30 protein-coding genes are annotated in these 25,857 nt (G+C 73.5%); 8 read left to right on the top strand and 22 right to left on the bottom strand.

The genetic code is table 11. The features are described from left to right. Positions 1–21: 21 nt before the first annotated feature. The 5 genes from ACXNSR_RS36835 to ACXNSR_RS36815 all read right to left on the bottom strand — a co-directional run bounded on the left by ACXNSR_RS36835 (position 22) and on the right by ACXNSR_RS36815 (position 4,541). A complete protein-coding gene (locus ACXNSR_RS36835) occupies positions 22–1,653 on the bottom strand; it encodes a peptide-N4-asparagine amidase (protein ID WP_458639683.1) in 1,632 nt (543 codons plus the stop codon). Positions 1,654–1,766: 113 nt separating this feature from the next. Beyond that, the gene (rraA, locus tag ACXNSR_RS36830; protein ID WP_458639682.1) at positions 1,767–2,246 is read right to left on the bottom strand and encodes a ribonuclease E activity regulator RraA; all 480 of its coding nucleotides are present in this window, start codon (positions 2,244–2,246) and stop codon (positions 1,767–1,769) included. 195 nt (positions 2,247–2,441) lie between these two features. After that, positions 2,442–2,708, bottom strand: coding sequence for a GlsB/YeaQ/YmgE family stress response membrane protein (locus tag ACXNSR_RS36825; protein WP_458639681.1), 267 nt, complete (start codon positions 2,706–2,708; stop codon positions 2,442–2,444). A 76-nt stretch (positions 2,709–2,784) separates the two neighbouring features. After that, complete coding sequence (locus tag ACXNSR_RS36820) at positions 2,785–3,675, bottom strand: DMT family transporter (protein WP_458639680.1); 891 nt, start codon at positions 3,673–3,675, stop codon at positions 2,785–2,787. Continuing rightward, complete coding sequence (locus ACXNSR_RS36815; protein WP_458639679.1) at positions 3,672–4,541, bottom strand: phosphatase PAP2 family protein; 870 nt, start codon at positions 4,539–4,541, stop codon at positions 3,672–3,674. The genes ACXNSR_RS36820 and ACXNSR_RS36815 overlap by 4 nt, the downstream gene beginning before the upstream one ends. Positions 4,542–4,693: 152 nt before the next feature. Here ACXNSR_RS36815 and ACXNSR_RS36810 point away from each other — a divergent pair, with 152 nt between their 5' ends. Then, entirely contained in the window at positions 4,694–5,326 is a 633-nt protein-coding gene (locus ACXNSR_RS36810) for a TetR/AcrR family transcriptional regulator (protein WP_458639678.1), read from the top strand. Positions 5,327–5,487: 161 nt separating this feature from the next. Here the strand turns inward: ACXNSR_RS36810 and ACXNSR_RS36805 are convergent, their stop codons facing one another. Beyond that, on the bottom strand, positions 5,488–6,042 hold the full coding sequence (locus ACXNSR_RS36805; protein ID WP_458639677.1) for a TerD family protein: 555 nt from the start codon (positions 6,040–6,042) through the stop codon (positions 5,488–5,490). A gap of 446 nt (positions 6,043–6,488) precedes the next feature. Here ACXNSR_RS36805 and ACXNSR_RS36800 point away from each other — a divergent pair, with 446 nt between their 5' ends. Further along, on the top strand, positions 6,489–7,310 hold the full coding sequence (locus tag ACXNSR_RS36800; RefSeq protein ID WP_458639676.1) for a glutamate ABC transporter substrate-binding protein: 822 nt from the start codon (positions 6,489–6,491) through the stop codon (positions 7,308–7,310). Positions 7,311–7,388: 78 nt separating this feature from the next. Here ACXNSR_RS36800 and ACXNSR_RS36795 read toward each other — a convergent pair whose 3' ends face one another. Next, positions 7,389–7,955, bottom strand: a complete 567-nt coding sequence (locus tag ACXNSR_RS36795) for a DJ-1/PfpI family protein (RefSeq protein ID WP_458639675.1) — start codon at positions 7,953–7,955, stop codon at positions 7,389–7,391. Between the two features lie 218 nt (positions 7,956–8,173). Between ACXNSR_RS36795 and ACXNSR_RS36790 the strand changes: the two genes are divergently transcribed. Then, on the top strand, positions 8,174–8,992 hold the full coding sequence (locus tag ACXNSR_RS36790) for an endonuclease I family protein (protein ID WP_458639674.1): 819 nt from the start codon (positions 8,174–8,176) through the stop codon (positions 8,990–8,992). Positions 8,993–9,106: 114 nt separating this feature from the next. After that, positions 9,107–9,415, top strand: a complete 309-nt coding sequence (locus tag ACXNSR_RS36785) for a DUF3040 domain-containing protein (RefSeq protein ID WP_458639673.1) — start codon at positions 9,107–9,109, stop codon at positions 9,413–9,415. A gap of 30 nt (positions 9,416–9,445) precedes the next feature. Here the strand turns inward: ACXNSR_RS36785 and ACXNSR_RS36780 are convergent, their stop codons facing one another. The 3 genes from ACXNSR_RS36780 to ACXNSR_RS36770 all read right to left on the bottom strand — a co-directional run bounded on the left by ACXNSR_RS36780 (position 9,446) and on the right by ACXNSR_RS36770 (position 12,871). Further along, the gene (locus tag ACXNSR_RS36780; RefSeq protein ID WP_458639672.1) at positions 9,446–11,083 is read right to left on the bottom strand and encodes a beta-N-acetylhexosaminidase; all 1,638 of its coding nucleotides are present in this window, start codon (positions 11,081–11,083) and stop codon (positions 9,446–9,448) included. Between the two features lie 62 nt (positions 11,084–11,145). Continuing rightward, positions 11,146–11,574 carry a GlcG/HbpS family heme-binding protein gene (locus ACXNSR_RS36775; RefSeq protein ID WP_458639671.1) on the bottom strand — a complete coding sequence of 143 codons (429 nt, stop codon included), beginning with the start codon at positions 11,572–11,574 and terminating at the stop codon, positions 11,146–11,148. Between the two features lie 64 nt (positions 11,575–11,638). Beyond that, positions 11,639–12,871 (bottom strand): MFS transporter, encoded by a 1,233-nt coding sequence (locus ACXNSR_RS36770; RefSeq protein WP_458639670.1) that lies wholly within the window; start codon positions 12,869–12,871, stop codon positions 11,639–11,641. 190 nt (positions 12,872–13,061) lie between these two features. Between ACXNSR_RS36770 and ACXNSR_RS36765 the strand changes: the two genes are divergently transcribed. Next, positions 13,062–13,514, top strand: a complete 453-nt coding sequence (locus tag ACXNSR_RS36765) for a MarR family winged helix-turn-helix transcriptional regulator (RefSeq protein WP_458639669.1) — start codon at positions 13,062–13,064, stop codon at positions 13,512–13,514. Positions 13,515–13,529: 15 nt separating this feature from the next. On the opposite strand, the gene ACXNSR_RS36760 is transcribed toward ACXNSR_RS36765, so the two are convergent. From ACXNSR_RS36760 to pdxR, 4 genes are read right to left on the bottom strand one after another with little or no spacing between them, the layout of a single operon-like run. Beyond that, a complete protein-coding gene (locus tag ACXNSR_RS36760; protein ID WP_458639668.1) occupies positions 13,530–14,033 on the bottom strand; it encodes a hypothetical protein in 504 nt (167 codons plus the stop codon). Then, positions 14,030–14,704, bottom strand: coding sequence for an RNA polymerase sigma factor (locus ACXNSR_RS36755; RefSeq protein WP_458639667.1), 675 nt, complete (start codon positions 14,702–14,704; stop codon positions 14,030–14,032). The genes ACXNSR_RS36760 and ACXNSR_RS36755 overlap by 4 nt, the downstream gene beginning before the upstream one ends. Positions 14,705–14,712: 8 nt before the next feature. Then, positions 14,713–15,165 carry an LAETG motif-containing sortase-dependent surface protein gene (locus ACXNSR_RS36750; RefSeq protein WP_458639666.1) on the bottom strand — a complete coding sequence of 151 codons (453 nt, stop codon included), beginning with the start codon at positions 15,163–15,165 and terminating at the stop codon, positions 14,713–14,715. A gap of 44 nt (positions 15,166–15,209) precedes the next feature. Beyond that, positions 15,210–16,739 (bottom strand): MocR-like pyridoxine biosynthesis transcription factor PdxR, encoded by a 1,530-nt coding sequence (pdxR, locus tag ACXNSR_RS36745; RefSeq protein WP_458639665.1) that lies wholly within the window; start codon positions 16,737–16,739, stop codon positions 15,210–15,212. Positions 16,740–16,768: 29 nt separating this feature from the next. Between pdxR and ACXNSR_RS36740 the strand changes: the two genes are divergently transcribed. Further along, positions 16,769–17,731, top strand: coding sequence for a DMT family transporter (locus tag ACXNSR_RS36740; RefSeq protein WP_458639664.1), 963 nt, complete (start codon positions 16,769–16,771; stop codon positions 17,729–17,731). A gap of 9 nt (positions 17,732–17,740) precedes the next feature. Here ACXNSR_RS36740 and ACXNSR_RS36735 read toward each other — a convergent pair whose 3' ends face one another. Then, on the bottom strand, positions 17,741–17,899 hold the full coding sequence (locus ACXNSR_RS36735) for a hypothetical protein (protein WP_458639663.1): 159 nt from the start codon (positions 17,897–17,899) through the stop codon (positions 17,741–17,743). A gap of 116 nt (positions 17,900–18,015) precedes the next feature. Further along, a complete protein-coding gene (locus ACXNSR_RS36730; protein ID WP_458639662.1) occupies positions 18,016–18,645 on the bottom strand; it encodes a class I SAM-dependent methyltransferase in 630 nt (209 codons plus the stop codon). Positions 18,646–18,747: 102 nt separating this feature from the next. Between ACXNSR_RS36730 and ACXNSR_RS36725 the strand changes: the two genes are divergently transcribed. Further along, a complete protein-coding gene (locus tag ACXNSR_RS36725; protein ID WP_458639661.1) occupies positions 18,748–20,544 on the top strand; it encodes a serine/threonine protein kinase in 1,797 nt (598 codons plus the stop codon). On the opposite strand, the gene ACXNSR_RS36720 is transcribed toward ACXNSR_RS36725, so the two are convergent. Both ACXNSR_RS36720 and ACXNSR_RS36715 read right to left on the bottom strand, forming a co-directional pair. After that, positions 20,516–21,049, bottom strand: a complete 534-nt coding sequence (locus ACXNSR_RS36720; protein ID WP_458639660.1) for a GNAT family N-acetyltransferase — start codon at positions 21,047–21,049, stop codon at positions 20,516–20,518. The two genes, ACXNSR_RS36725 and ACXNSR_RS36720, sit on opposite strands and share 29 nt — an antisense overlap. 49 nt (positions 21,050–21,098) lie before the next feature. Continuing rightward, positions 21,099–21,473 carry a YbjQ family protein gene (locus tag ACXNSR_RS36715; protein WP_150261200.1) on the bottom strand — a complete coding sequence of 125 codons (375 nt, stop codon included), beginning with the start codon at positions 21,471–21,473 and terminating at the stop codon, positions 21,099–21,101. Between the two features lie 529 nt (positions 21,474–22,002). Between ACXNSR_RS36715 and ACXNSR_RS36710 the strand changes: the two genes are divergently transcribed. Next, positions 22,003–22,449: an SH3 domain-containing protein gene (locus ACXNSR_RS36710; protein WP_458639659.1), complete on the top strand. Its 447-nt coding sequence runs from the start codon at positions 22,003–22,005 to the stop codon at positions 22,447–22,449. A 46-nt stretch (positions 22,450–22,495) separates the two neighbouring features. Here ACXNSR_RS36710 and ACXNSR_RS36705 read toward each other — a convergent pair whose 3' ends face one another. Genes ACXNSR_RS36705 through ACXNSR_RS36690 form a run of 4 tightly spaced genes read right to left on the bottom strand, consistent with a single transcriptional unit; the run spans position 22,496 to position 25,853 of the window. Continuing rightward, the gene (locus ACXNSR_RS36705) at positions 22,496–22,864 is read right to left on the bottom strand and encodes an NTP pyrophosphohydrolase (RefSeq protein ID WP_458639658.1); all 369 of its coding nucleotides are present in this window, start codon (positions 22,862–22,864) and stop codon (positions 22,496–22,498) included. Between the two features lie 22 nt (positions 22,865–22,886). Continuing rightward, complete coding sequence (locus tag ACXNSR_RS36700; RefSeq protein ID WP_458639657.1) at positions 22,887–23,897, bottom strand: phosphatase domain-containing protein; 1,011 nt, start codon at positions 23,895–23,897, stop codon at positions 22,887–22,889. Positions 23,898–23,900: 3 nt separating this feature from the next. Next, positions 23,901–25,109: an RNA ligase gene (locus ACXNSR_RS36695; RefSeq protein ID WP_458639656.1), complete on the bottom strand. Its 1,209-nt coding sequence runs from the start codon at positions 25,107–25,109 to the stop codon at positions 23,901–23,903. 57 nt (positions 25,110–25,166) lie between these two features. Beyond that, the gene (locus ACXNSR_RS36690) at positions 25,167–25,853 is read right to left on the bottom strand and encodes a Rossmann-fold NAD(P)-binding domain-containing protein (RefSeq protein ID WP_458639655.1); all 687 of its coding nucleotides are present in this window, start codon (positions 25,851–25,853) and stop codon (positions 25,167–25,169) included. Between the last annotated feature and the right edge of the window lie 4 nt (positions 25,854–25,857).

The following is a 25,857-nucleotide window of genomic DNA, read 5'->3' as shown; positions in this document are numbered from 1 at the left end:
TCATCGTAGGGGGCGGCCGGCTCAACAGTGTCGGCGGTCCACCGTCAGCGTGCCCTGAGCGGTGGCCACCGTCCGGTCGTAACACCCGCCGGGTACTGAGGACCCGTACAACCGGTAGCGGGCGGAGGTGGTGGCGACCGCGTGCCGCTGGTCGCGCGGGACGTTCGCGGTGTAGGTGGCGTCGCCCGTGTACCGGTCGTCGAGCCGGGAGCGGTCGAGGACCCTGCCGCCGCGCAGGGTGACGGTGTCGGCGCGGTCGCCGAGCGAGAGGACGGTGCGCAGCCGGTCGCCGGCGCCGAGGGTGGTCTCGCCGTCCATCGTGTAGGTGCGGTCGGTCCGTGTGGTGACCGCCCCTCGTGTCACGCTCTCCTCCTCGGTCCAGGTGGCGGTGAGCGCGTCCTGGTTCTCGCCGTCGGTCCAGCGGTGCACGGAGGTGCCCCGTACGTCGCGTGTGACGGTGGTGGCCACGCGGCCGTGGGAGGTGTTCAGGTGTCCGGCGACGGTCAGCCGGTGGCTGCCCTCGGTGTCCAGGCGGTGCTGCCCGCCGGGGGCGGCGGGAGTCCACCGGGAGTGGCCGGCCGGCTCGCTCCGCTCGTACCGGGTCAGGGCGCCGGTGACGACCTCCCGGGCCTCGTCCTGCCAGAGCAGCAGGTTGGTGGGGGTGCTCCAGCCGCTCTGCCCGGCGGGAACCCCGGCGACGGAGACCTCGACTCGGTGCGGCCGGCCGTCGTTGAGGAGTGCGGCGTAGGGGGTGAGGTCGTAGCGGATCGGCTGGACGTCGAAGGCGCGCGGGCCGGGCGTGACGTACCAGAGGAAGGGGTTGGACCAGCCGCCGGTCCAGACCGTGGGGAACGGCGCGGCGATGCCGGCGAGTTGTCCGTCGACCGACACCCGGACCTCGCGGTACGGGCCGTCGGCGGCCTTGCAGGAGTACGGGGCCGCGTCGGGGGTGGTCATGTACCAGTACTCCTCGCAGCCGCCGCCCGAGCCGGTGGCGTACACCTCGGCGAGGAGGCGCTCGGTGTTGCGCGGGGTGGTGACCGACGGGGAGGTGAGGGGCAGGACGCGGTCTGGGGTGTCCGGGGCCGGGTTGCGGCCGTCGGCGGCGTAGAAGGTCAGGGTCGCCCTGACGTCGATGACGCCGGTGTACGTGTCGTTCACGACGTTGCCGATGAGCATCTCGACGGGCTGCGGGCGGGCGAGGGTGTCGCGGTAGCGGGTGACGTCCTTCTCCACGGACCAGGTGATGCCGTCGGGCGAGGGCTGCGGGGTGGAGGTGCGCAGGATCTCGACCCCGCCGAGGGAGAGGTGGCCGAGGCGGTCGTACTGGCGGCCCCTGACCTTGCCGTCGAGGCGGAGGACCACCTTGGCCCAGCCGCCCGTGCCGCAGGCGGCGGGCGGTGCGTAACTGCCCCGGTAGGGCGTGAAGTCGCGGAACTGTGCCTCGGCGAGGGTCACCTGGCAGGACCGCGTCGCGGGCCGGGCGACGGGCGGGGCCGCGGTGAGGGGGTCGTGCCAGTCGGTGCCGAACTCGGCGGGCGGCGGGTCCGCGGCCGGGGTCCCGGCGGCGTTCGCGGGTCCCCCGGCGGCCAGGGTGGCGGCGGTCAGCGCGATCGCGCCGAGCAGGCCGGTGAACCTGTGTCGTCGTCTCATGGCCCCGCAGTGAAGCCCGGCCCGGCGGGGCCGGGCCAGGGCCGGTGCTGCGGCCCTGGCCGGTTCTGGACCGCCCCGGCCCCGGCCCGGCCCGCCGGTCGGCGGTCCGGAGGTCAGCGGGGCAGGACGACCACGCCGTCGTCGTCCGCGTGGACGGTGTCCCCGGCGCGGAAGGTGACGTCGCCGATGGTGACGGGCTCGTCGACCGCGCCGTCGCCGGTCTTGCCGCTCTTGCGGGGGACCGTGCCGAGCGCCTTGATGCCGAGGTCCAGCCCGCCGAGGGCGACGCTGTCGCGGACGGAGCCGTTGATGATCAGACCGGCCCAGCCGTTGGCCTCGGCCGCGCCCGCGATGAGGTCGCCGACGAGGGCGGTCCGCGGCGAGCCGCCGCCGTCCACGACCAGGACCGCGCCCTCGCCCGGTGTGTGCAGCAGGGTCCGCAGCAGCGCGTTGTCCTCGTGGCAGCGCACGGTGCGCACGGGGCCGGCGAACAGCCGGCGGCCGCCGAACTGGCGGAACGCGGTGGCGCAGATGGCCAGGGCCTCGCCGTGCTCGTCGTACAGGTCGGCGGTGGGGACGGGGGTGACACTCATCTGGCTACCGGTTTCCTCGCTGCTCGTGCGGGTGCGTCGCGGTGGTGCGGCCGGCGTAGTCCGCCGGTCGTCCGGCGCGACGGGGTGTCCCGGGGACCCGGCACGGGCGGCCCGGATCGGCCGGAACCCGACGGGCGGACGGTAGGTCGGCGCCGGGGCCGGGACCGCTTGCCGCCGTGCCGCCGTGCCGCCGGGTCAGTTGCGGGAGTTGCCGAACAGGATGCGGTAGCCGATCAGCAGGACCAGTGAGCCCGCGATGGCCGAGCCCCAGGTGGCGAGGTCGAAGAACTCGGTCTGGATGGGCTTGTCCAGGAACTTCGCCGACAGCCAGCCGCCGATGAAGGCTCCGGCGACGCCGATGAGAGTGGTCCCGATCAGGCCGCCGGGGTCGCGGCCGGGCAGCAGGACCTTGGCGATGCCCCCGGCCAGCAGTCCCAGGATGATCCAGCTGACGATCCCCATGTCCCGTCACTCCGCTTCTGTCGTTCGGGTGTTCTCCTGGGAGGACGCGCCCGGCGGCGGATCGGTTCTCCGCCGCTCAGACCGCCACGCGGCCGACCGGTACGGGGAGCTCGGCACCCGGTACGGGGCCGGCGCCCGGACCCGTACCGGCGGCGGGCGTCCGGGTGAGCAGGACCACCCCGCGCGCCGCCAGGAAGGCCCCGGCGACGGCCAGCAGCAGCCCGGGCACTCCGCCCTGGAGCCGTTCGCCGAGCAGGACCATGCCGATGACGGCCGCGGCCAGCGGGTTGGCGAGGTTCACCACGGCCAGCGGGGCGCCGAGTCCGCCGCGGTAGGCGCGCTGCGACAGGAGCATCCCGCCGACGGCGAAGACCATGACGAGCAGGGCCACGGAGACGACCCGGAAGCTGAGCAGGGCTCCGCCGCGACCGGCCGCCACGGCCACCGTCTGGGTCAGGGCGGAGGCCGCCGCGGAGGCCAGCCCGGAGGCGGTCGCGTGGCGCAGGCCCGAGCGCGGATCCTTCTCCGCGGTCAGCATCATGATCACGGCGAGGGTCGCGCCGGAGACGGCCAGCGCCTCGATCAGCGTGAGGGTGTCGTCGGGGGCGGGCCCGGAGGCCGGGAGGAGCAGCAGGCCGAGCCCGGCGACGGTGGCCAGGGTGCCCCGCCATTCGGTGGCCACCACCCGGCGGCCGGACCTGCGCGCCCCCAGCGGGACGGCGGCCACCAGGGTGAGCGCGCCGAGCGGCTGCACCAGGGTCAGGGGGCCGTAGCGCAGGGCGGCCGCGTGCAGCAGCGCGGCGGCGGCGTTCAGCCCGGCCGACCACCACCAGGCGCCGGAGCCCAGCAGGGCCTTGGCGGTGCGCGCGACGGCGGCCCGGGCGAGCCTTTCCTGGGCGACGGCGGCGGCCGCGTAGGCCACGGCCGATGCCAGGCAGAGTCCGACGGCGAGGGCGGTGTCGTTCATCGTCCGGCTCCTACGGGCGCGTCCGCGCCCCGCGGGCTCGGCAGGCCGCGTACGGGGAGGTCCCGGCCGGGCTCCGGGCCCGCCGTCCGCTCCCGGTCCGGGTCATCCGGGTCCCTGCCCCGGTCCGGATCCGGGTCGCTCGTGCGCGGCTTCGGGACGAGCAGCAGGGCCGCCCAGAGCAGGACGGCGGCCACGACGGCGTCGAGCCAGTAGTGGTTGGCGGTGCCGACTATCACGAGCAGGGTCAGCAGCGGGTGCAGCAGCCACAGGAAGCGCCACCGCGAGGAGGTGGCGGCGATCATGCCGAGCGCGAGCATCAGCGCCCAGCCGAAGTGCAGTGAGGGCATGGCGGCGAACTGGTTCGCCAGGGTGTCCTCGGCCGGTGCGGCCTTGTAGACGGCGGGGCCGTAGACCTGTGCGGTGTCGATGAGCCCCGCGGCGTCGAGCAGTCGCGGGGGTGCGAGCGGGAAGGCCAGGTGCAGGGCGAGGGCGGCTCCGGTGAGTCCGGCGAGCACGCGTCGCGTCCACAGGTAGTGGGCCGGGCGCCGGATGTAGAGCCAGATCAGGAACAGCGCGGTCGCGGGGAAGTGGACACCCGCGTAGTAGGTGTTCGCGGTGGTGACGAGGGCGTCCCCGTGCAGCAGCAGCCGCTGGACCGCGCCCTCGCCGGGCAGGTGCAGGAAGCGCTCGGCGTCCCATGTGCGCGCCGCGTTGCGGAAGGCCTCGTCGGTGCGGTCGGTCGAGAGCAGCCGGCCCGCCTTGTAGACGGTGAAGAAGCCCACGACGAGCAGCAGCTCGCGTATGAGGCGGCGGCGCGCGGCTCTCGGTCCGGCTGCCGGCCCGGCAGGTGTGGTGTGGGAGCTCATCCCCCGGTCTCTCTTCCTGTTGACGCGCACAGCGACACGCCAGTGTATCGATACATTGGCGTATCGATACGTTGGTGTACCGATACGGTCGCGTTCCCGTACACTTCCGTAGTGGAACTGCCGCCGAGGCGCCCCTGAGGAGAGCCGCATCCATGACGTCGCCACCGACCCCCGCGCGCCGCTCCAAGATCACCCCGGAGCGTGAGCAGGAGTTCTACGACGCCGTCCTGGAGCAGCTGCGCGAGTCCGGCTACGAGGCCCTGACCATGGAGGGCGTCGCCGCCCGGGCCAGCTGCGGCAAGTCGACGCTCTACCGGCAGTGGAAGACCAAGCCGCGGCTCGTCGCCGCCGCCCTGCGGGCGGGCCGGCGCGGCACCCTCGTCGCCGTGGACACCGGGTCACTGGCCGGCGACCTGCGCGAGGCGGCCCGGATCGCGGCCGGCACCTCCGGCAGGGACACCCGGCTGACACAGGCCCTCGGGCACGCCGTGCTCAGCGACGAGGAACTCCAGGCCGCCCTGCGCGAGGCGCTGGTCGAGCCCGAGCTGGCCGCGTTCGCCGAGATGGTCGGACGGGCCGTGGCGCGCGGCGAGATCGCCGCGGACCATCCGGCCGTGGAGTTCCTGCCCGCCCAGCTGATGGGCGTGCTGCGGATCCGGCCGGTGCTGGAGGGGCGGTACGCGGACGCCGACTACCTGGTCAGGTTCGTCGACGCCGTGATGCTCCCGTCCCTCGGGCTCGCGCCCGCCCGCCCCACCGGGCTCCCGGCCGACCCGGCCCCCTGAACCGGCGGGCCGCCGTCCCGATGACCTGACGGCGACCTGCCCGCGCTGCCTCGTGGGGACGGCGGCAGCGCGCCACCCGGACCGGGCGGCGGCCACTCACCCCAGGGGTGGCCGCCGCCCGGCCCTCGCGGCTCCGCACCCGCCCGCCCGGACGGGCGGCGTCAGCGGAGCGCGCCCATCGTCCGGGCGAACGCCTCCGGGTCGGCCTCGAACCCGTGCAGCCGCAGGCCGAAGGACCAGGGGCCCGAGGCGTCGCGGGTGAACTCGGCGACGGTGGCCGCGGTGGCGGCGCTCACGGCCGCGAAGTCACCCTGGGCGAGGTCGGTGTGGCCCTCGCGGATCCGGAACCCGGTGCCGCCGATGTCCGCGAAGGTCTTCGTACGGCCCGCGACGCCGCCGTCGGCGTCGGCGTCGGCGTTCTGGATGACCACGCCGACCACCACCCGGCTCGACTCCGGTGCCATCCGGTGCAGCTCGATGGTCATCACCTCGTCGAAGCCGAAGCCCTGGCCGGTGTGGCTGTCCCGGTTCAGGGTGATGGTCCCGTCGGGCGACCGGCTGCCGAAGTGCACGAGCTGGACGGGCGTCCCGTGCGGGTCGGCGGCGCCGTAGACCGCGGCGACTATGTCGAGGTCGTTCGCGGGCGTACCCGCCGGGCTGGGGTCCCACCGCAGCGCGAACTCCACCTTGGCCAGCCCCTTGCGTACACCGGTCACCGAACTCCCCCTTCGTTCACGGGCATTGCCCGTCCATGATCCCACGAGCCCCCCGGCCCGACCCGAACGACCCTATATTTCCGGCCATTTCGGCCGGTTCGGCCGCCCGCTGGGGCGGGAGCCCGCGCATACCGGATTTCGGGCAGCCGCACTCTTCGGACAAAACCGATTTACACCCCTTAACCCAATAGCGCAGCATTCCCGTCCGACCACGCCGGACCCGCCCTCGCGCCCGCCCCTTTCCCCCACTCCGACCTGCGCCAACCCCCCGATCGGCAACTGTCCGGATCGTTATCCTCAAGTTTTCCTCAAATGTAGTGACGATAAGCCGTTCCGCTTCCTAGCTTCCTCGTACACGCGTCCAGACGTCCCCCACATTCGCGCGGTTCCACACGCCACCGGCAATCCCGGTGACGCGTCCCGCGTTCCCCAGGAAAGAGTGCAGCATGAAGGTTCCCCAGGCCGGTGCGGTCGCCGCAGTGATCGCGATCGCCCTGACCGCCTCCGGGTGCGGCGTCTTCGACGATGGGGACCAGGGGGACGGGACCCTCGCCATCGGCATCAAGTTCGACCAGCCCGGCATAGGCATGCGCGAGACCGACGGCACCTACTCCGGATTCGACGTCGACGTCGCCACCTATGTGGCCAAGGAGCTCGGCTACAAGCCGGACAAGATCGAATTCAAGCAGGTCTACAGCAACGACCGCGAGCTGCTGCTCCAGTACAACGAGGTCAAGTTCGTCGTCGCGAGCTATTCGATCAACGACAAGCGCAAGGAGAAGGTCGACTTCGCCGGCCCGTATTTCGTCGCGCACCAGGACCTGCTGACCCGCGCCAACGACAGTTCGATCACCAAGGCCGAGGACCTCAATTCGAAGAGCCTCTGCTCGGTCTCCGGCTCCACCTCGGCCGAGAACCTCCGCAAGAACCTCGCCCCCAAGGCGGGCCTGCTGGAGATGGGCGGGTACTCGGACTGCGTCGTCGCGCTCCAGGAGAGCCGGGTCGACGCCATGACCACCGACAACTCCATCCTGGCCGGGTACGCCGCCCGCAAGGGCAACGAGGGCAAGTTCAAGCTGCTCGGCCAGAGCCTGAGCAACGAGAACTACGGCATCGGCGTCAAGAAGGGCAACAAGGAGCTTCAGGGCAAGATCAACGACGCGCTGAAGAAGATGGTCGCCGACGGCTCCTGGGAGGCGGCCGTGAAGAAGAACTTCGGCGCGAACTACAAGTACGAGCCGGCTCCGGCGATCACCCCCGTGAGCTGACGCCCGCGGACACGACCCGACGGCCGTGACCCCCTCGCACGGGGGTCACGGCCGCCTGTGCGTGCTCCGCGGTCCGGCTCAGGCCACCGGGGCCTTGCCGCGCAGCACGGTCAGGAACTCCCGCATCCAGCGCGAGTGGTCCGGCCACGCCCGGGCCGAGACCAGGGTGCCGTCCACGACGGTCTCGGAGTCCTCGAACTCGGCCCCGGCCGCCTTCATGTCCAGCTCCAGCGCCGGGTACGCGGTGACCCGGCGGCCGGCCAGGCCCCCGGCCGCGGCCGTGATGAGCGGGCCGTGGCAGATCTGCGCGATCGGCTTGTCGGACTCCGCGAAGGCGGCCAGGATCCGGCGCACCTCGGGGTCGTTGCGCAGGTACTCCGGCGCCCGGCCGCCCGGGACTACCAGGGCCGCGTAGTCCTCGGTGACGACGTCCGCGAAGGCCAGGTCGGCGGGCCAGGTGTAGCCGGGCTTCTCGGTGTAGGTGTCGAAGCCCTCCTCGAAGTCGTGGACCACGAACCGCAGCTTCTTCGCCTGCGGCGCCGCGATGTGGACCTCGTACCCCTCCTCGCGCAGGCGCTGGTACGGATACAGGACCTCCAGCGACTCGGCCGCGTCGCCGGTCACGATGAGGATCTTCACTGCCATGGGCTGCTCCAGATAGGGCTGGTCACGGTCGCTCGGGCCCCACCCGGGGCCATCGCTACCCTGCCCGCGGCGCGCGCCCGGCACACACGAAGATCACCCACTCCCGACACATGGCCTTCACCTGTTCGGCACATGACAATGTGACCCTCGCACTGCCACTGACACTCCGCCAATTCCCCGGGCGGGGACGGTGCGTAAGGAGAGGTACCCCCCACCAGATGAGAATCTCGCGCCTGACCCCCTGGGCGGCCTGCCTCGCGGCGGCCGCCCTGTTCGCCGTACCGGCGGCCGCGTCCGCCGGCCAGCAGCGCCAAGCCGCCGCGGAGAACCCGGCGGCCGCAGCGGCGGACCCGTACGCGGACTACTACGCGAACGCCCAGGGCAAGACCGGACCCGCCCTGAAGGCCGCCCTGCACGACATCATCAAGACCCAGTCCAAGGTCACCTACGAGGGTGTGTGGAACGCCCTGAAGGTGACCGACGAGGACCCGGCGAACCCCAACAACGTCATCCTCGTCTACTCCGGCCGCTCCCAGTCCAAGGCGGCGAACGGCGGCGGGGCCAACGACTGGAACCGCGAGCACGTCTGGGCCAAGAGCCACGGCGACTTCGGCACCGCCACCGGCCCGGGCACCGACCTGCACCACCTGCGCCCGGAGGACGTCACCGTCAACAGCACCCGGGGCAACAAGGACTTCGACAAGGGCGGCAGCCCGGTCGCCGAGGCACCGGGCAGCCTGACCGACGCCGACTCCTTCGAGCCGCGCGACGCGGTCAAGGGCGACGTGGCACGGATGCTGCTGTACATGGCCGTCCGCTACGACGGTGGTGACGGCTTCGCGAACCTGGAGCTGAACGACAAGGTCAACAACGGTTCGGCTCCCGCGATGGGCCGGATCAGCCTGCTGAAGCAGTGGAACCGGATGGACCCGCCGGACGCCTTCGAGCAGCGCCGCAACCAGGTGATATTCGACCGGTACCAGCACAACCGCAACCCGTTCGTCGACCACCCGGAGTGGGTCGACTCCATCTGGTGACCGGGGCCCGCGGTCACGGCGTCCCCGCGGGGTTGGGCAGCGTCAGGCAGGGTATTTCCCGGCCAGAGGCTGCGACCCGCGCCCGACGGCAGCAGCCGGCGGAGGTACGTCGTGATGGACGGAGCCGGACTCTCGGACCGCGAGCAGCGCGCCCTCTCCGCGATCGAGGCAGAACTCAGGAGTGACCGTTCCCTCGACCGGATCCTGCGGTCCACGTCGCACCGTCGTCAGCGCACCGTGGCCGCCTGGCTGCTCGGTGCGGTGGCGGCGGTGCTTTTCGTGGCGGCCTCGCTCACCGTCTCCCGGCTCCTGATCTGGGTCTTCGCCGCCGTCTGGACGTCGGCGGTGGTCCTGGCGCTGCCCCTGGTCGGCCAGTGGCTCCAGCGCCGTCGCCGGCGCGTCGACCGGACGGGGCAGCTGTAGGGTCCGCGGCGCAAGCCGTCCGGGGCCGGGTCAGAGCCGGTCGGCGAGGGTCTTGAAGTCTGCCCAGGGCAGCTGGGGCGTGCGCGCGTCCCACACCTTCTGGGAGAGCGCGGCGAGCGGCGTCCGGATCCCGGCCGCCACCTGGGCCTGGGTCTGGGCGCCGGCCAGGTCGCTCCAGACGGCGAGGCGACCGCCCAGGATCTGCGGCCCGTACGAGGCCGGTACGGGGGTCGTGCCGCGCAGGACGAGCGGGGTCCACTGCTCGTAGATCCGCTTCCCGGTGGGGTACGTGAACTGGTTCGGCTCCCCCAGCACGTAGTAGAGGTACTCGTCGTTGAGGTTGACCAGCTTGCGGCCCTCGCGCAGGTACTCCAGCGGCGGCCGGGCACCGTTCTCCTTGCCGGTCCAGTACTCGACCTGGATGTCCTTGGCGGCGCTCGTCACCCCGCCCGCGAAGAACCCGTCGTTCCACGCCTTGAGCGCCTTCCCCGACGGCCGGACCACGGCGGCGCGGTCGTTCAGCCAGCCCGTAGCGAGGTCCTGGACCCGCGCCGAGGGCCCGTACCGCTGCTGGGCGGCGCGGGCGAGCTGGGGGAAGGAGGCCTGCGGGTCGCGGTAGACGAGCGCCTGGTACTCGTCGGCGCCCAGGTGCCAGGCCTTGCCGGGGAAGAGCGGAATGTACTCGCGCAGCAGCTCGTCCACCAGCTTGGCGGAGGCCGGGTTCGATATGTCGACGGCCCCCTTGACCGCCCGCCCCTGCGTGTCGCGCAGCTGCAGGTCGGGGTGGGCGCGCAGGACCGCGCCGAGGTGGCCGGGCGAGTCGATCTCGGGAACCACCGTGATGTGCAGCCGGGCGGCGAGCGCGTTGATCTCGCGGACCTGCGCCTTGGTCAGGTGCGGGGTGGACACGATCTCGGGGTGGGTGTCGGACTGGATGCGGAAGGCCTGGTCGTCGGAGAAGTGCAGGCCGAGCTGGTTGAGCTTGAGGTCGGCCATCTCGCGCAGCCGGTCCTCGATCCAGTCCGGGGAGTAGTACTTGCGGGCTATGTCGAGGTTGAGGCCGCGCTGCGGCTTGGCGGGGGCGTCGCGCACGGTGCCCTCGGGGGCCGAACCGCCGCTCTTGACCGCCTGCTTGAGGGTGCGGGTGCCGTAGAAGACCCCGGCCTGGTCGGGGCCGTTGATCCGGACGCGGCCGTCCTTGACGTCGAGGGTGTACGACTCCGGCCCGCCCGCGGCTCCCGCGTCCAGGGAGAGCTGCACGTCCCCGGCCCGCGGCGCCGCCGACTCCCCGTACCCGATGCGCAGCTCACCGGCGAGCAGCTTCGCCTCGTCGGAGAGCGCGGCGGTGTCGTCGGGGGCGACGACCACGCGGGCATCCGGGGTGGGCTTCCAGCCGGGCCCGCGGGCGGGTACGTGCTCCCGTACCGCCGGGATGGTGCGCGGGGCGGTGGACAGGGGGTACGTCGGGCTCGGGGTGGGGGTGGGGGTGGGGGCGGCCTCGGCCGGGCGCGCCGCCGTCGCGGCGGGGGCGGTGGAGGAGTCCGCGGGGCCGCGGGCGCGCGCCTCGTCCGAGGCGGCCGTGCAGCCCGGGAGGGCAAAGGTGACCAGCGCGGCGACCGTTGCCGTCGCGATGGTGCGGACCCTCGTGTGCCGTCTCGGTGTGCTCATCATGTGCCCGTGTCCCCCGTACCAACGTGGCACGCGGGACACGGGCCCGCGACCCGGCGGTCTCAGACGAGGGCGTCCCGCGCGGCGGCGGCGAAGGCGTGGTCCTGGTCGGGGGCGCCGCCGCCGACGCCGATGGCGCCGATGAGGCGGCCGTCGCGGTGGACGGGCAGTCCGCCCGCGATGAACAGCAGGGGCCGGTCGAGGGCCGTGGGCAGGGTGTGGAAGGGGCTGCCCGGCAGGACGGCGTCGACGAGGTCGGCGGTGGGCGCGTTCAGCTGGAGCGCGGTGTAGGCCTTGCGGGTGCTGGTCTCGCCGGAGATCAGCACGGCGCGGTCGTCGCGGCGGAATGCGAGCAGGTGGCCACCGGCGTCGAGGACGGTGACGCTGACCGTGGCCCCGGCCGCTTCGGCGGCGGCCTCGGCGGTGGCGACGAGCAGCTCGGCGTCCCCGGTGGTCAGGGGGGCGACGGCGGTGCGGGTGCGGGTGGACATGCGGTGCTTCTCCTTGCGAGCGGGGGGTGCGTACGGGGTGCGTGCGTACGGGGAGGGCGGCGGATCAGTGGTGGGCGGGGACGGCCACGGCCGCCCCGGACGCGTCGGCCGCCACGGCGGCGCCGGGCCCGTCACCGGCGGCGCGCCGCGACGTACGGCGTTCCAGTGCGCCCGAGACGAGGGCGAGCACCAGGGCGGAGGCGGCCAGCGCCGCGCCGACCCAGTTGGGGGCGGTCCAGCCGAGGCCGGCGGCGATCACGAGTCCGCCGAGCCAGGCGGCGAGGGCGTTGCCGAGGTTGAAGGCGCCGATGTTGACGGCGGAGGCCAGGGTGGGCGCTCCGGCGGCCTGGTCCAGGACGCGCTTCTGGAGCGGCGGCACGGTGGCGAAGCCGAGGGCGCCGATCAGCACGAGGGTGAGGGCCGCGCCGGCCTTGGTGTGGGCGGTGAGGGTGAAGACGGCGAGGGTGAGGGCCAGGGCGCCCAGGGCCACGTACAGCATCGGCATCAGCGCGCGGTCGGCGTACCGGCCGCCGATGAGGTTGCCGGCGACCATGCCCAGGCCGAAGAGGACGAGGAGCCAGGTGACGGAGGTGTCGGCGAAGCCGGCGACGTCGGTCATCATCGGCGTGATGTAGGTGATCGCGGCGAAGACGCCGCCGAAGCCGAGGACGGTCATCGCCATCGCGAGCAGTACCTGGACGTTGCGGAAGGCGGCGAGCTCGCGGCGGATCCGTACCCCGCCCTCGGGTCGGGGCAGCTCGGGTACCAGCCGGGCGATGCCGAGCAGACCGGCGACGCCGAGCGCGGCGACGATCAGGAAGGTGACGCGCCAGCCGAGGGTCTGCCCGACGAAGGTGCCGAGGGGGACGCCGACGACGTTGGCGACCGTCAGTCCGGTGAACATCATGGCGATCGCGCCGGCCTTCTTCTCGGGGGCGACGAGTTCGGCGGCGACGACCGCGCCGATGCCGAAGAAGGCGCCGTGGGCGAGCGAGGCGACGACACGGCCGGCCAGCATGAGGCCGAAGGCAGGGGCGAGGGCGGAGAGCACGTTGCCCGCGATGAACAGGCCCATGAGCAGCATCAGCATGCGCTTGCGGGGAACGCGCGTGCCGAGCACGGTCATGAGGGGCGCGCCGAGGACGACGCCGAGGGCGTAGCCGGTGACCAGGAAGCCCGCGGTGGGGATCGAGACCCCGTACGTGCCGGCGACCTGGGGGAGCAGGCCCATGATCACGAATTCGGTGGTGCCGATCCCGAAGGCCCCTACGGCGAGGGCGAGGAGTGCGAGAGGCATGGGGAGGTGCCCTTCAGGGAGGTTGTGGTGGTGCGGATGCGGCCTGCGTCCATCGATGCTGCCGCCGTTTACGTGCGTCCACATTAATTGCAGACGCGGGATATTTGCAAGCGCGGGCTATTGCAGAGGTGGCATATCCTGGTGTTCACACGCCCGCACGGCACGCTTCGACGCTTCGATGGAGGAGCCCATGACGGCCACGGACAGCGCGCTGACCGCCCTCTCCCAGGGCTGGTGCGCCCTCTCGCTCCTGCACGGCCGGATCGAGGCGCACATCGAACGGGCCCTGCAGAACGGCCACGGCCTCAGCGTGCGCGAGTACTCGCTGCTCGACGTCCTCAGCCGCCAGCACAACGGGCCGGGCGGACACCTGCGGATGCACCAGGTCGCCGACTCGGTGGTGCTCAGCCAGAGCGCGACGACCCGGCTGGTGAGCAGGCTGGAGGACCGCGGCCTGCTGAACCGCTACATCTGCGACACCGACCGTCGGGGCATCTACACCGACGTCAGCGAGGCGGGCCTGGCCCTGCTGGCCGCGGCCCGCCCCACGAACGACACCGCCCTGCGCGAGGCCCTGGACGAGGCCTCGCGCAACCCCGAACTCGCCCCGCTGGTCACGGCGGTGGAGAACCTCCGGAACTGACCGGGCGGCCCCGCGCTAGCGCGGGGTGGGGCTCGGCGGCGGCGAGGAGGTGGCGGCGCCCTGCCGCGCGCTGGACGGGCTCGCCGACGGCGGCTCCGACCGCGACGCCCTCGGTGAGCCCGGGACCGACGGGGACGGGCTCGGCGACCCGGTCGGGGGCGTGGACACGGACGGGGTCCGCCGCCCGGATCCGGAGGGCTGCGGGGCGGGCGACGTCGGGTCCTGCGGGGACGGGCCGGGCGCCGTGACGCGCGGCGGAGTGGCCGGCAGCCCCGGACCGGGTGACGGATCCGGGGCGAGGAGCAGGTAGCCGATCCCGGCGGCGGCCGCCGCCGCCAGGCCCGCCAGCGGCAGCGCGAACCGCCGCAGCCCGGCCATCGGCAGCCGTCGCGGGTGCGCCCCCGGCGGTTCCGCGGGCCGCAGCCGGCGGACGTCGATGCTGTCCGCGCGCGCGTCGAGGGCCTGCCGCAGCCGGCGCTCGACGGGGCGCTCGGCGAGCCGTTCGCCGTCTCGCGTCATATCCGTCCCTCCAGAATCCGTTCCAGGGCGTCCAGTCCGCGGCTCGCGTTGGACTTCACCGCTCCCCGGCTGATCCCGAGGGTGGCCGCGATCTCCGCCTCGCTGAGCTCGGCCCAGTACCGCAGCACCAGCACCTGGCGGCGGCGCGGCGTGAGACGGCCGAGCGCGGCGAGCACCTCGCGGTGCGCCTCGTCCAGGACCACGTGGTCCTCGGCGGACGGTATGTCGGCCGCCGCGGGCGGGGTCCAGGCCCGGACGGTGCGCCGGCGGCGCAGTACCGAGCGCGAGGTGTTGACCACGGCGGTGCGCAGGTATCCCAGCGCGTTGTCCACCTCGGTGATCTGCTCCCCGTGCCGCCGGTAGAGGGCGGTGAAGGCGTCCTGGACCACGTCCTCGGCGGTGGCCAGGTCATCGACGAGCAGCACCGCGAGCCGGACCATCCGCAGCCGGTGCGCGTGGTAGAGCTCGGTGACGGTGGGCGGCCGCTGGTCGCCGAGGCCCATGGCGTCGTAGGGGGACGGGGAGCCGTACGGGGACCCGTACGAGGCGTCGTACGCACGCGGGGAGACCGGCGGGGCGGATCGTTCCCGGCGCAGCAACGACCAAAGGCCCCGCCACGCCCGGCCGAAGCCGGGCGTGAGGGGGCCGACGGGTGAAGCGAGTTGGAGCACGGGGTTCCTCAGCTGTTCGCGCGGCGCCGCACGGCGTACAGGGCTCCCGCGCCGGCGAGGACCAGCACCGTGGCCCCCGCCCCCATGGCGATCGTGGTCGCCGAGGAGCCAGTATGCGCGAGCTCCGCCCCGCCGGGTGCGGCAGGTGCGGCGCCGGGCTCGGAGGGAGAAGCGCTGGGCCGGGCGTCCGAGGAGGCCGACGGACGGACGCCGGGCGCGGCGCTCGGGGACGCGCTCGGCGTCTGCGAACCCGCGCTCGGCGGGGTGCTCACCGACGGGGAGGGCCTGGGGCCGCCCGCGGTGGGCGACGCGCCGGCCGGCACGCTGACCGACGGGGAGGGCGCGGCCGAGCTGCCGCTCGCGGCGAAGGCGGGACCGGCGAGGGCCACGACCGCCGCGGCGGCGGCAGCGGTGACGGCCGTCCGGCGGAAGGCCGGGGGGACACGCTTCAGGTTCTTCACGGTGGTTCTCCACGGTCGGGTCGAGGACGCGGGACTTGCGCCCTTCACCCCCGCACGACGCGCGACCCCCCGGGAGGTTGCCGCCGATCCGGAAAAACTTTCCACGCGGTTTCCGGGGGCCCGTCCAGGACCTTCCTCAGGGCCGTGGCCAGGGTGGCGACGCCTTCCTCGATCTCCCCGGCCGAACCCGCCGCGTAGCCGAGGATCAGGCCCGGCGGGCCGGGCCGGACCCGGTGCCAGGACAGCGGATGGGTCTTGACCCCCAGGTCGAGGGCCGCCGAGGCCAGGGCCGTGTCGTCGAAGCCGGCGCCGTCGAAGGTCACCATCAGGTGCAGCCCGGCCGCCGCGCCGTGCACCCGGGCGCCGGGCAGCTGCTCGGCGACGGCCCGGAGCATGGCGTCGCGGCGGCGCCGGTGACGGCGCCGGACGAAGCGCAGGTGCCGTTCGAGTTCGCCGGAGTCCATCAGCCGGGCGAGGACCAGCTGGGCGAGCACGGGATTGCCGAGGTCGGCGTAGCGCTTGGCGGCGGTCACGGCGTCGCGCAGACGCGGCGGGACCAGCAGCCAGCCCAGGCGCAGGGCGGGCGCGAGGAGCTTGGACACGCTGCCGGCGTAGCAGACCGCCTCGGGCAGCAGGGCGCGCAGGGCGGGGACGGGGGCCCGGTCGTAGCGGTGCTCGGCGTCGTAGTCGTCCTCGACGACCAGTCCCCCGGCGGCCGCCCAGCCGAGCAGGTCGCGGCGGCGCTCGCCGTCGAGGACGACGCCGGTCGGGAACTGGTGCGCCGGGGTGAGCAGGACGGCCCCGGCCCCGCTCGCCCGCAGCGCGGCCACGTCCAGCCCGGCTTCGTCCACCGGTACGGGGACCGTCTCCATCCGCCCGTACTCCAGTTGCTGCCGGGCCCCGAGCGAGCCCGGGTCCTCCACCGCGATCCGGTGGACGCCTTCCTCCCGCAGGACGTGCCCCAGCAGCGCCAGCGCCTGGGCGACGCCCCCGACGACGACCACCTCGTCGGGGTCGGCCCGGATCCCCCGGTTCCGGGCCAGCCAGCCCACGACCGCCTCGCGCAGTGCGGGCGCGCCCTGGGGGTTCCCGTAGCCGAAGTCGGCCGGGGTGAGCGAGGCGAGGACCCGGCGCTCGGCCTGCAGCCAGGCCGTACGCGGGAACGCGGTGAGGTCGGGGACCCCGGGTGACAGGTCGATCCGGCACGGCACGGCGCGCAGGGCGTCGACGGGTCCGCCGCGGTCCGGCGGGCGGGCGGCGGTGGCCACCGGTGGCGGGGCGGCGACGACCACGGTGCCGCCCCGGCCGCGGCCGCTGACCTGACCGGTCTCGGCGAGGCGTTGGTAGGCCTCGGTGACGAGCCCCCGGGAGACGCGCAGTTCGGCGGCGAGGACACGGCTGGCCGGGAGCCTGCTGCCGACCGGGAGGGTGCCGTCGGCGATGGCCGCGCGGAGCCGGCCCGCCAGCCATTCGGTACGGCCGCCCGGTGGGGCCTGGCCGACGTCGAGCTGGAGGAAGTCCGAACCGCCCGGACTTTTGGACCCCTGGGAGGTGCCTTCATTGGACCTGCTCATGGGGCCATTGTGCGCCCACGCTGGATCCCATGCAGACACCTCCCGACTCAGCCACCGCCCCTTCGGCCGCCCCGGCCGCCTCCACCCTGTCCGTCGACTCCACCACCGCGTTCCGTCCCCTGGTTCCGGGGATCGTGGGGATGGCGCTGGTCGGGAGCAGCGTCACCGTCTCGCGGGCGCTCGTCGAAGCCCCGCTGTTCGCGACCCAGGCCGTCCGGTACGCGGCCGCCGCGCTGCTGCTGTTCGGCCTGGCCCGGACCGCCCGGGTGCGGATCCATCTGCCGCGGGGACGGGAGTGGCTGTGGCTGGCGGGCATCGCGGCGACCGGGCTGGTGCTGTTCAACGTGGCCGTGGTCCGTGGGGTCGCGCACGCCGAACCGGCCGTCATCGCCGTCGCGGTGGCCTCCGTACCGATCCTGCTCGGTCTGCTGGGCCCCCTGCTGGAAGGGCGGCGGCCCAGCCGCCGGGTGCTGCTGGCGGCTCCGGTGGTGGTGGCCGGGGCGGTGCTGGTCGAGGGCACGGGCCGGACGGACGCCGCGGGGGTGGCCTGGGCGGCCCTCGCGCTGGGCTGCGAGGCCGGCTTCACCCTGCTCGCGGTACCGGTGCTGCGCCGGCACGGGGCGTGGGGGGTGTCCGTGCACGCGGTGTGGCTGGGCGCGCTGATGCTGGCGGGGCTCACGGCCGTCTTCGAGAGCCCCGCCGCGCTGTCGTCGCTGGGGCGGGCCCAGTGGGCGGCCACCGGCTACCTCGCCGTCATGGTGACGGCGGTGGCCTTCCTGCTCTGGTACCGCACGGTGGCCGCCGTGGGCGCCGGTCGCGCCGGCCTGCTGACGGGGATCGCGCCCCTGGCGGCTGCCGGTGCGGGGGTCCTCACCGGCAGCGGGGTCCCGGGCCCGGCCGTGTGGCTGGGCCTGCTGGTGGTGATCGTGGGGCTGGGCGCGGGGCTGCGCCCCGACCGTGCCCCGCGGTCCGCGCCTACGCCGCCGGTGTGAAGTCCGCGGTCAGCCGCTCCAGCTCGCGCACAGCGGCGTACTGGCCCGCGCCGTGCGCCACAGCAGGTCCTCGACCGGCGGTACCCAGGAGTTGGCGGACCGGATCCGGCCGTCGGTATGGCGCGCGCACCGGATGCGTTCGTCCCACTCGCGTTCCGTCTCCGTCATGAGCCGAGTGTGACCACCATCGCGCGCGACCGGACCCGTCCACGGGCGCGGCCCGCCCGAACGGCCGTCGCCCGCCCGGGGCGGCGGCACGCTCGCCGGCCCGATCCGCCCACTGGTCACGCGGTGCGGCGCGCGTAGCAGAAGAGGTGTTCCTCCGGGACCGCCCGGGCGTCGGCGGGCCGGAAGTGCGCGGTGTGATGGTGCAGCACCTCCAGGCCCAGGTCGGCGAGCCGGGCCAGGTGGTCCGCCGTGGAGAGGCTGCTGACGGTGACCTCGTGGCCCATCCACTCGATGTCCAGGCCCCGGATGTCCCCCGGCACCGTGGCCATCACGAAGTACCCGCCCGGTGCGACCCAGGACGCCATGCGGTCCAGTGCCCCCGCGACCTCCGGCTGGTCCATCACCAGCAGCGGGAAGAAGGAGCACACCGCGTCGAAGCCGGCCCGCTCCGGCGTGTAGGTCCGTACGTCGGCCTGCTCGAAGCGGGCCTGCGGCACTCTGGTGCGGGCCAGCTCGACCATGGCCGCCGAGACGTCGATGCCGGTGACGGCGCAGCCGACCCGGACCAGCGTCTCGGCAGTGGGCCGTCCCGTTCCGCTTCCGACGTCCAACACCCGGGCTCCGGAAGGAAGTCGGCCGGTGAGCCAGTCAAGGGCCGCGAGTTGGCCGGGAATCCGCCCGAACACCTCCTCGTAGCGCTCCCCCAGGTCGTCGAACACCTCTGCCGCGGACTTGCGTTGACTCATCGGGGCGCCCCTTCGTCTCCGGAGCACCACCGTACCGGCGCGGCGCGGGGGCGGGCGACACCCCCGTTAGGATCTGAGTCCAGTGATCATCAAGGGGGAGCCATGTCCAACACCGACGACGCCGTACTGAGACCGCTGGGCCCGGAGGATCCGCAGGAGATCTCCGGATACCGGCTGCTCGCGAAGATCGGCGAAGGCGGTATGGGCTCCGTCTACCTCTCACGGACCCGCGGGAACCAGCCGGTGGCCCTGAAGGTCATCCGCCGCGAGTTCGCCCAGGAGCAGGACTTCCGGGTCCGCTTCGAACGCGAGGTGCAGGCGGCCCGCCGCGTGCAAGGCTACCACATCGTGCCGGTGCTCGACCACGACACCAGTGGTGAACAGCCCTGGCTGGCCACCGCGTTCGTACCGGGCCTGGCGCTCGACGACGCCCTCGCCGCCCACGGCCCGCTGCCGCTGCCCGCGGTGTTCCAGCTGATCGGCTGCACGGCGCAGGCCCTGCACTCCGTCCACGCCGCCTCGGTGGTGCACCGCGACCTCAAGCCGAGCAACATCCTGCTCGGTTCGAACGGCCCCTGGGTGATCGACTTCGGTATCGCGCGGGCCACCGACACCACCCAGCTGACGCGCAGCGGCGGGTTCATCGGAACGCCTCAGTACATGTCCCCCGAGCACGCGCTCGGCCGGACGGTCACCGCGGCGACCGACGTCTTCGCGCTGGGTCTGATCGCTGCGGTCGTGGCCACCGGCCGCCACCCGTACGGCGACGGCGCGGGCCTTTCGATCGCCGCCGCGATAGCCAACACCCCGCAGCAGGCCCCGGACCTGAGCGGCTACCCGGAGCCCCTGCGCCAGTTGCTGGAGCGCTGCCTGCACTCCGATGCCGCGCAGCGGCCCGTTCCGGCCGAGCTCGCCGAGTGGTGCGGCCGCGCCGCGGGCCGGGACCTGCGTGACTTCGACGGCTGGCTGCCCGGGCCGCTGACCGCGGAGATAGCCCGCCGCGAGCGGTCGGCCCAGGCCCGGGCCCAGGCGTCGGCGCCCTCACAGGTACCGGCGCAGACCCCTCCCCCGCCGGCGTACAGGCCGACCGTGGGCCCCGAGCCCGTCCGGCCCGCGTACATGCCCACGCAGGCGCCCGGGCCGGTCCCCCCGGCGTACGCACCGACCCAGGGCCCGGGGCACCCGGGGTACGGCGCGTCCACCGCCCCCGCCTACGCCCCGCCCTCCTACTCCGCGCCCTCCGCGCAGGTGGCCCCCGCCCCCGCAGGCCGCAGCCGCGTGCCCCTGGTGGTCGGCGCCGGAGTCCTGGTGGTCGCCCTCGCCGCGGGTGGCACCTGGTACTTCACGCACAACGACGACAAGGGCGGCGCCCGGCAGACGGCGGGCGACAGCAAGGACAAGACGGCGGAGGCACCGAAGGATGCGGCGCCGGCGGCGCAGAGCAGCGGCTCGGCCCCCGCGCCCCAGGCGTCCGGCCGCACCTACACCGCGGTGTTCAAGGACAAGCCCGTGAAGTTCCTCGCGCCCAGGGAGTTCGGCAAGGTCAACGCGGTCGACCTCGACTTTCCGAAGGTGGCTCCGTTCGGCGACATCGGCTACAGCGACCGGGAGCTGGCCATGGGCTACGACAGCGTCGAGAGCGTGACCCCGTTCGGCAAGAGCAGGGGCGCCACCCCCGAGCAGTGCGAGACCGGGGCCGCCACCGATCCGATTCCCGACAAGCTGCCGCAGTCGGACCTCGGCGGGGCGGACAGTGCCATCGTCCAGGGCGACCTGCTGTGCACCGTCACCAGCAAGGGCAACCTCGCCATGGTCAAGATCGTCGGGGTCGAGCCCTCGACGGACAGGCTCTACAAGGTCCCGACGTACCTCACCGAAGTGACGCTCTGGAAGCGGTAGGCCCTCCCGTGGAACGTTCCATGCAGACCAGTCGGTCCCGCTCGTCCCACGACCCGGTGACGGTGAATCCGAGCCGTTCGTACAGTGCGATCGCGCCCGTCCGCCACTGCCACACGGAGAGCCGGACCGCACGCAGACCGCTTTCCTCGGCATGTGTCAGCGCGGCGCCGACGAGACGGCCCGCGATGCCCAGCCCGCGGAACTCCGGGGCCGTCCAGAGCCTCTTCACCTCGGAGCTGCCGTCCACGGGGGCGGCCACCACCAGGCAGCCCACCGCGGTGTCCCCGATCGACGCCAGCAGCACCTCGTCGCGGGCGAACGCCACCTGCGGATCGGTGATCTCCGCGCGGTAGCGGCCCGGCAGCCCGTCGACGCCGGCGACGGCCTCGCCCTTCTCCTCCTGCGTGCGCAGATGGTAGGCGGCCAGCAGCCCGGACAGCCCGTCCGGAGCGGAAAGGGCCCTGCCCGTCCGGCGGACGACGACAACCTCACGTGGTTCGGTCATCCGGGGAGCATCGCACCCCGGCGCGCGCCCCCGGCGGGCGGGGGCGGGGTCAGGCGGAGGCGGGGACGAGGACGACGGCCGTCCCGTACGCGCACACCTCGGTCCCGACGTCCTGGGCGTCGGTGACGTCGAAGCGCATCATCAGCACGGCGTTGCCGCCGCGCGCCTTCGCCTGTTCGATGAGCCGGTCCATGGCCTGGTTCCGGGTCTCCACCAGGGTCTTGGTGAGGCCCTTCAGCTCGCCGCCGATCATCGACTTCAGGCCCGCGCCGATCTGGCTGCCCAGGTGGCGGGAGCGGACGGTGAGGCCGAAGACCTCGCCGATGACGCGCTCGACCCGGTAGCCGGGGACGTCGTTGGTCGTCACGACGAGGACGCCGCTCTCGTGCGCGCCGGCGCCGCCGCCGTAGTCATCGATACCCATGGCACCCACTCTCGCGCGGGCCGCCGCCGCCCGCACCCCGGGCCGCGCGAGAAGGGGTACGGGCGGGCGCTCGGGCGGGACGTCCTCGTCGGAGGGCCGCCGGGCCGCAGGTCCCGCCCGGGGAGCGGAAGCCCGGCAGGGTCCCGGACCGCCGCCGCAGGGCTGCGTGGGTGCACGTCAACCCCCTCGCGTACTACTCAGGTTGTACGGCTCCGCCCCCAGCGCGGTACTCCGGTCTCATCCCCTGGACGGGCGCGGCGGGGACATTGCGGCCCGTAGATTTTCCTCCGCCGGCCCACCGGCCGGCACCGTCCTCTCCCCCCGGGGCCGCGTTGCGCGGCCGTGCCCGTTCGGGGGCGGGCACGGCCGCGCACTCCGATAGGGCAAATTGGTCATATCGGGTTAAAGGGCGGTGAGCCACCGGGGCTACACGTCCCGCCCTCGTCATAGTCGTCCCTGGCAACCGCCTGGTTGCCGCCCCGTGCCGCGCGACGCGGCCGGGTGGATGTCTTCGTAGAGGAGCCGGCTCATGCTGAAGCCCACCAGAACCACCCTCGCTCTCGCCACCGGCAGCCTGGTTCTCGGTCTGGTCGGAGCGGGCGCCGCCGTCGCCGACGACGGTCCGGAGAACCTGCCCCCGCGGGAGATCGTCGTCGGCGGAGGGTCCGCGGAGCCCGGTGTGTATCCCGAGAAGTACGTCACCGGCAAGGTCGTGTCGAAGGGCCCGCTGACGGTCCGCAGCAAGCCGACCACCCGCTCGCAGTCCCTCGGCCACGTGTACCCGCACAGCAAGGTCGAGATCGAGTGCAAGCAGTACGGTGAGAAGGTCGACGGCAACCGCATCTGGTACCGCCTGGCCGACAAGAAGGAGAGCTGGGAGAACGACGCCCAGGCGCCCAAGCGTGCGTACGACAAGGAGCGCTGGGTCTCGGCCCGCTACGTCAAGAACCTCTCCGAGGTGAAGTACTGCCGCTGACCCCGTCCCCGCCGGCCGGTGCGTAGGCCGGCAGGCGGGTCAGCGGTCAGTCCACCGGGCGTACGGCACGCGGCCCCACGCATTCCACGCCGTACGCCCGGACCCGTTCCCGCAGTTCGCGGTCGGCCGTGACCACGACGCAGCCGCGCTCCGCGCAGGCGGCGGCCAGCTCCACGATCCGGTCGTCACCGCTCCCGGGCGCCGAGTCCACCCGTACACCGGGGACGGACTCCACGCCCCGGGCGGCGCCCTCGACGACGAGGACGATCTCCTCGTCCCCGCCCCGGCCGGCCAGCCGGTCACGCAGCCGGATGGCCGCGCCCCGCCGGTCCCGCCACCAGCCGTCCGGCACCGAGCCGACGACGTTCGCGCCGTCCACGATCAGCACCTTGCGCACCGGACCGGTGGCATCCACCGCGTTCACCTCGGCCGTACCCTCAGAAGTCGCCGTAGTTGACCTGCCAGGTGGGCAGACCCATCCGGCGCCAGATCGCGACCACCCGGTCCCGGTCGTCGAGCGAGACCCGTACCGCGTACCGGTGGCGCACGTTCCGGTCGAACAGCTCCGCCTTCACCACGTCGTCGCGGCGCGTGTCGCCCGCCGCGCGCATCCAGAGCTCGTCGTACGGCACCTCGTGGCGCCGCAGCCAGGACTCCGTCTGCTGACGGTACTCCTCACCGCGCCCCGACAGCAGCACGATCACGTCGCCGTCGGCGCGCCGGAACGCGTCGAGCGCGTGCCGTACCGGCTCGTTGAGCAGGTCGAGCTCGCAGCGCGAGAAGTCGTACGGGCCCCGGTCGCCGGTCAGCGCGAGGGTGCCGTCGATGTCGCACATCACCGCCGCCGGCAGGGCCGGGTCGGGGACGTACTCCGTCACGGGCGGCGCGGCCACCCCGCTCGCCCCGCCGTTCATCCACTCCGACGTCAGCCGCCAGCCGCCCCGTCGCGCCTTCTCGTGCTTCTCGGCCAGGATGCGGATGATCTCCTCGCCGACCTGGCGCTCGCGCGCGGCGTCCCGGCGCAGGCACTCCTCCAGCGGGACGTCGGTGAAGTCGTGCACGACGAAGGTCGCGAGACCGCCGACCGCCGCCTTGAGCCGCTTGGGGATGTTCTTGGTCAGGTGGGTGTTGTCGACGACCACGTCGAAGCCGCCGTCGACCGCCGCGCGGACCGCCGCGTCCTGGACGGCCAGCACGGTCTGCTCGTGCCTGAAGCTACGACCCCGCGCGGGGTCCGGGAGATCGAGCATCAGCCGCAGGTCGTCGAGGTTGACGCGGCGCATGCGGCCACCGGCCTCGGCCTGCAGGGCGCGAGCGGCCGTCGTCTTGCCGGAGGCCGGCAGGCCCGTCATGACGTGCACGACGGGCAGCGGGGCCTCCTCGGCCGCAATCTCAGTCGCAGTCGCGTCCGTGTTCACGTCCGTGTGCGTGGGTGTGTCTTCGGACACGGGTCAGTTCTCCTCGTCGTTCGTGAAGGGGTCGGACGTCTCCGGCCGCACGTTGCGCCATACGGCCAGTTCCGTGGACCGGCCGTCCAGGCGCAGGAACATCGCGGCCCGGACCTCCCGGTCGGGCAGTGCCTTCACGGCCCGGGCGAACGCCCCGCGGTCGGCGGCCAGGTGCGCGAGTCCCGCGTACGCCTCGTCGATGGCGCGCTCGCGCCGCGCGGCCTCGCTCTCGAGCCGCTCGATCACCTCGCTCACCCAGGCGTCGAACTCGTCGGGCACCTGGTCGAGCAGTGCGTCGAGCGGCTTGCCGCCCGTGGCCTCGATCTCGGCGACCGTGGTGCCGAGGCCCTGGGCGAGCTGCTTGAGGGGCAGGCCGGCGAACCGCTGGATGCCGTGGGCGCGCCAGATGTCCCGCTCGGTGGCCTTGGTCAGCAGGCGGTGGAGCCGTACGTACTCGGCCAGCTTGGCCTTCGCGCGCACACCGGAGGCGAAGCGCAGCACGAAGCCCTCCGCCTGGGTGCCGGTCGCCGGGGCGCCGCCGGGCAGGGTGTTGGACTCGGTGAGGGCGATCAGCTCGTCGATGGGCATGGCGGGCCAGACCGTGACGACGGAGCCGATCCCCTCCCAGTGGGACGCGGCCTCGGCGAGCGGGACCTCGGTGCCGTCCCGGCCGAAGGCCGCGAGGAGGACGAGGTCCCGGCGGTCGCCGTAGTCGACGACGATCCGGTTCTGCGGGTACAGGATCTCGGCGAGGTAGGTGGTGCCGGGGCGCAGGGCCGCGGTGTCCCGGCCGTCGAGCAGACGCTGCGCCCAGGTCGCCTGGGCGCTGATGAAGGACCCCTTGGAGGCGACCCGCCAGCGGTCCGCGTAGTGGAAGACGACGGCGAGGCTGCCGTCGACCTTGTCGTAGACCTCGAACGGCTCGTCGGGGAGGGCGGGTGCGTACGGCTGACCCGACTCGTGCTCGCCGACGTTGAAGAACTTCGGCAGGGGCAGGGCGACGATCGCGCCGGTGGTGTCGTCGGCGACGAGTCCGCGACAGCGGGTGGTGACGTCGTTCCAGACGCGCTCGTACTGGGCCGTCCGCGTGTAGGTGTAGATGGACAGCGGCAGTTCGGGGTGCGTCTTGCGGGTCACGTACCCGGCGTCGATCGAGTCCGCCAGCGCCTGTGCGGGCAGCAGGTCATGCAGAGTCAGGGTCTCCTGGCTCATGGGGTCCTCCCGGTTTGAGATGGCTCATTCTCACGTGCGGGAGGGTGTGCCCGGTAATCAATTATGCCTGGTCGGCGCAGCACCCAGGCGGTTGATGTCGGCGGGCCGAAGGACGTGCCCGGGGATCTCGGTGCCGGGTGAGGCGACGGCGATCATGGCGCGGCCGAAGGTCTCGGAGGTGATGACCAGGTTCGGCGCGATCCGCCGCACGAGGGGGACCAGGGGGCCGAGGACGGCGTAGAACACTCGGGACAGTCGGGCCTTGGAGGACACTCCGCGCACCGGCTGGACGATGCCGGGTCGGAACATGTAGGCGCGGAAGGGGAGTTCCAGCAGGTCGTTCTCGGTCCTGCCCTTGACCCGGGCCCACATGGATCGGCCGCGCCCGGTGCTGTCCGTGCCCTCGCCGGAGACGTAGACGAAGGTCATGCCCGGATTGGCGGCGGCCAGCGGCCGGGCCACGGCGAGCGTCAGGTCGTAGGTGACGTGCCGGTACTCCTCCTCCTTCATGCCGACGGAGGAGACCCCGAGGCAGTAGAAGCAGGCGTCGTACGCGGCCGGATCGATCCCGGCGGCGGCCAGGTCGGACGGATCGCCCTGGACGCACTCGCGCAGCTTGGGGTGGCTGACACCGAGCGGGGTGCGTCCGACGGCGACGACGCTCTCGACCGCATCGTCGCGCAGGCATTCCCGCAGGACGCCCCGGCCGAGCATGCCGGTCGCGCCGAAGAGGATGACGTTCACGCAG

The sequence above is a fragment of the Streptomyces sp. NC-S4 genome, assembly GCF_054353315.1.
This window is presented reverse-complemented; position numbering and strand designations above follow the sequence as displayed.